The sequence below is a fragment of the Lutibacter sp. genome (assembly GCF_040883305.1).
Lineage (GTDB): Bacteria > Bacteroidota > Bacteroidia > Flavobacteriales > Flavobacteriaceae > Lutibacter.
Genome location: NZ_JBFLKT010000267.1, coordinates 1 through 3,746, shown reverse-complemented (window position 1 = coordinate 3,746; position 3,746 = coordinate 1). Strand labels below are relative to the sequence as shown.

3 protein-coding genes are annotated in these 3,746 nt (G+C 26.6%); all 3 read left to right on the top strand.

Annotated features, from left to right (window positions below):
- A partial coding sequence (locus AB1Z17_RS08350; protein ID WP_368051346.1) for a succinate dehydrogenase/fumarate reductase iron-sulfur subunit occupies positions 1 to 516 on the top strand: 516 nt, incomplete at its 5' end.
- A gap of 139 nt (positions 517 to 655) precedes the next feature.
- Complete coding sequence (locus AB1Z17_RS08345; RefSeq protein ID WP_368051345.1) at positions 656 to 2,623, top strand: sensor histidine kinase; 1,968 nt, start codon at positions 656 to 658, stop codon at positions 2,621 to 2,623.
- An 8-nt stretch (positions 2,624 to 2,631) separates the two neighbouring features.
- Positions 2,632 to 3,354, top strand: coding sequence for a LytR/AlgR family response regulator transcription factor (locus tag AB1Z17_RS08340; protein ID WP_368051344.1), 723 nt, complete (start codon positions 2,632 to 2,634; stop codon positions 3,352 to 3,354).
- Positions 3,355 to 3,746 lie beyond the last annotated feature (392 nt).

Sequence of the window (3,746 nt, the reverse complement as noted above, 5' to 3'; positions counted from 1 at the left end):
GGACCGGATAGAGGAATAACTACATGTCAGCTGCACATGCGTACTTTTAAAGATGGAGATACTATTTATATTGAGCCTTGGAGAGCAAAAGCATTTCCAGTAATAAAGGATTTAATTGTAGATAGAATGGCGTTTGAGCGTATTCAACAAGCGGGTGGTTATATTTCTGTAAATACTTCAGGAAACACACAAGATGCAAATGCAATTCCAATTTCAAAATTGAATGCAGATTTATCTATGGATGCTGCGGCTTGTATTGGTTGTGGTGCTTGTGTTGCTAGTTGTAAAAACTCGAGTGCTATGTTATTTGTTTCTGCAAAAGTATCTCAGTTTGCTTTATTACCTCAAGGTAAGGTTGAAGCTGCAGACCGTGTAAGAAATATGGTGAAGCAAATGGATGATGAAGGGTTTGGTAACTGTACCAATACTGGAGCTTGTGAAGTAGAATGTCCTAAAGGAATTTCATTAGAAAATATTGCACGTATGAACCGTGAATATTTAAAAGCAAGTATTTAGAATACATTTTATATAATAAATTTTAAAACCTGTTTCAATTCTGAAACAGGTTTTTTGTTGATAAATAGTCTAAAACATTATTTTTATACTGAAAATAAAAAATTGCTATTCCTTATTTTTGGTAAACGCATTAAAATTAATGAGAAATATAATTGTAACTGTTGTTTTTGTGTTTTTTTCTAGTTTGGTTTTTTCACAAACCGAAATAAAAAGCAATAATTTAATTGATAAGCAATTAGATACAACTGCTGTTTTTTCTAAAATTGAAAATTTTATAATTGACAAACAATCAGATTCTGCAAGATTTTATATTTCTAAATTTGGTAAAAATGAATATTTAGAATCATTATCTCGAATTTTAAATAACACACAATCTTATAGTGATTTTTACAAGTTAGCAACAGAAATTAACAATAGAAGCACAACAGATTTAGCATATTTTAGTAAGTTAAATTCAATAATACCAATACCAAAAATTATTGACTTAGATTATGTATATGTAAAGTGGTTATTCATAACTAAATTAAGAAATAATTCAAAAATTGAAGAAGCTTCCATAGAAAATAATTTATTAGAAACGTATATTCAAAATTTTAAGAATTTAGAGGATGTAAATATTCAAAAAGCGAAACTGCTTTTAAGCACGCATCAGATTGTACTTTTCTTAATTGAAAAGAACATTAAAGAAGGAAAAACACTGAGTTTAAAAGGCTTGGAAAAGGCTAAGGAGATAAATGATAACGCACTTCAAGTTATTTTTATAAATCATTTATGTGATTTTTTAATAGAAGAAAGAAATCTTGATGAGTATATTAAAATGAGCGAATTAAGCCTATCATTAGAATCAGATGCAGAAAAAAGGAGTCCATATTATATCCAAACTTTAGAAAAATTAATTGATGCGTACTTATTTAAAGGGGGCTATGAAGAGAGGGTTAATGAGCTAATAACAATTACATATAATAACGAGAACGCTAGAATATTTAGTTATTCATTATACGCTAATTTTTTAAGAACTTTAGATGAAAAATCACCGATTACAACATCAATTTTCAATCAGTTTGAAGTTACAAATTATATTGATTTTTGTAAAAAAATAAAGGAATTAGGTACTGATAAGTTAGATTCTAATCTGTTTTATTTTTTATTAGACCAATGTTCTCAATTATTGGAAGCTAAAGGTTTTTTAAAGGAAGCAATTCAATATAAAAATACAAGTATTATTTTAACGCGTAAAATTTATTCAGAAGATTTATCCAGTTCTTTAGCGAATTACCGAACAGAACAGGCTATTAAGCAAAAAGAAATTGAAATTACACATGAAAAGGAAAAATCACAATTATTTGCAATTATAATTGGCATGGTTTCTTTAGGATTAATTGTGTTGGGATATGTTATTTTTAAAAAAACAAAACAACAAAAAATACTTAGAGAAAAAAACACCGAAATAAAATTCCAACGCGATCAAATTAAGGAAAAGGAAAAGGAAAAGAGTTTATTGTTAAAAGAAATACATCATAGAGTAAAAAATAATTTTCAAATTGTTTCAAGTTTATTAGAATTACAAACTAAAAATATTGAAGATGAAAAAGCGTTAGAGTTAGCGAACGATGGTAAAAACAGGGTAAAATCGATGGCTCTAATTCATCAAAAATTATATCAAAATGAAAATAGTTTAATTAATTTTGATGAATACATTAGGCAATTAGTGAAAGAGCTAACATCTATGTATGCTTCAAACTTAGAAATAAAAACCAACATTAATACAGAAGAAATTTTGTTTGATGTTGATACAGCAATTCCTTTAGGTTTAATAATAAATGAGTTAATAACAAATGCTTATAAATATGCTTTTTCAAATGAGCATGAAAATATATTAACAATTTCAATTAATAAAGAAACTACAGATTTTTATAAATTAGTAGTTTCAGATAATGGGCCAGGTTTAAAAAAGGATTTTAATTATAAAACAGCAAAAAGTTTAGGACTAAGATTGGTAAATAGGTTAGTTAGGCAATTACAAGGAACTTTAAATTTGGAAAATCAAAAAGGAGCCAGTTTTGAAATTTTATTTAAAAATACTTATTTAAGAAGTCAAACAGATTAATTCTAAAAATGGATAAGATTAAAATTTTAGTGGTTGAAGATGAAATTATTATTGCAGATAATTTGTGCGATGTAATTGAAGAATTGGGTTATGAAGCTTTAGAACCAGCATTAAATTATACAGAAGCACTAGAATTTATTCAAGAAAAAAAGCCAGATTTAGCTATTTTAGATATACAATTAGGCGGTAAGAAAACGGGAATAGATTTGGCTAAGGAAATAATTAAAAATTATAATTTTCCGTATATTTTTTTAACTTCAAATTCAGATGAAGCTACAATACGAGAGGTTAAAGGGCTAAATCCACCAGCTTATTTAGTAAAACCATTTACGAAGGAGGAATTATATGCTTCCATTGAAATTGTGTTACATAATTTCTTGGAAGAAAAACTAAAATCAAACGATAAAAGTGAAGCTTCTAAAGATTCAATTTTCACAAAAGACAAAGGTATTTATAAAAAAATATTGCTAGAAGATGTGCTATTTTTAAAAAGTGAACATGTTTATACAGAGCTTTATCTTAAAAACAACAAAAAACAATTAGTTAGAGCAAGTTTAAATAGCATTATAGATAAACTAAACTCAAATTTCATAAGAGTGCATAGAAGCTATGTAATTAACATTAATTTTATAGATGAAGTTAACAGTTCTAATCTTAAAGTAGGTGGAGACGTAATTCCAATTGGAAATACTCATAAAGACGATTTATTTAACAGGTTAAATTTTATTTAATTTCAGAACATATTTTATAGAGAACATAACATTTTTTGAAGGCTTAAGCTATTCATAGCTTATATTTACTTCATAATTATGTAAGATTTTAAAAATTTAGTAAGGGGTTATTGTTATATCGAGAGGTTGATATAGTAAGACTTTAAAAAACCTATTTCAGTTTTGAAATAGGTTTTCTTTTATAATAATAAGTTTTTGTAAATTTATTGCTAAAATCTAAATAAAATGCCAACATGCAAATTTCCATTTCAATCTAAACTTCCAGAAGTACCAACTTCAATATTTTCAATAATGAGTGCTTTAGCTCACAAAGAAAATGCCCTAAATTTATCGCAAGGATTTCCAGATTTTGAAAGTGATAAAAAGCTAATTGAATTGGTGAATAAGGCTAT